Genomic DNA, 893 nt, shown 5'->3' on the forward strand with positions numbered 1-893 from the left:
TTCTTCCTCTCTTATTTTGAGGAGCTTATAACGGCGGGTCCAAGTTATTTTTTTTTAAATATGCGGTTTCTCGATCCCCCCAAACAAAAAACCCCCCCGCGGTAACCCGAAAAAAAACAAGCGAAAACTATACAAAAAGAAGAGATGCAGTTTATCGACGCGAAGGCAAAAAGCGAGAAAGACAAAGAGCTTGATAAAAAGAGCGAAGAACAGAGAAATGCTGTGAATAAAGACATCGAGAGACTGGTTAAAAACACAGTTGAAAAACGCGAAAAGAATTTAGAAGCAGAGAAATTAAAAATAATAAACGAACAAACTAAAGAATTATACATAGCACCGCTTGATTTTGTTAATAATTATGCTGCGGCGGTTTTGATTAGGCAACAACAAATAGCAGCGATAGCGGAGTTAGCAGCATCTAGACCGATGCCAACGGCAGAAAATATGGTGTGGGATGCTAAAAAAGGTTTGATTTTTGATGAAGCGGCGTATGATACAGCTGTAGTTAGAGCAAGTGCTGCAGCGGCTAGAATAGAGAGAAAAAGAAATCCTGCGTTTGCGGAAACTGGTGATAAATACACATCAAAATATAAAATTGAACTTGATAAAAAAATCGCGAGCGGGGAGTTAACTCTTGAACAAAAGAAAGCTCTGGAGGCTGAAAAAGGAGCAGAAGCGACTTTGAAACAAAAACAACAATTGCCCGTGATGTCAAGCAATAAATTGCTTATAACGGAGCGGGGGAAAATCCTTAGGTTGGCGGAAGAGAGATTGGCGATTGCGCAATCGAATGTTAATAGTGGGAGATTTACGGTTATAACCGCCGAAGATATGAATAATTATGTTGCGGGGGATGAGTCGGCAAAAAATAAGGTTATAATTAGGCTTAAGGA

At 39.5% G+C, this 893-nt stretch carries 1 protein-coding gene; it reads left to right on the forward strand.

Annotated features, from left to right (window positions below):
• Positions 1–222: 222 nt before the first annotated feature.
• Positions 223–893: hypothetical protein (locus tag ACYVTD_RS14305; protein ID WP_461248393.1), on the forward strand; the 671-nt coding region annotated here is incomplete at its 3' end.

The organism is Treponema sp. R6D11 (genome assembly GCF_054786075.1).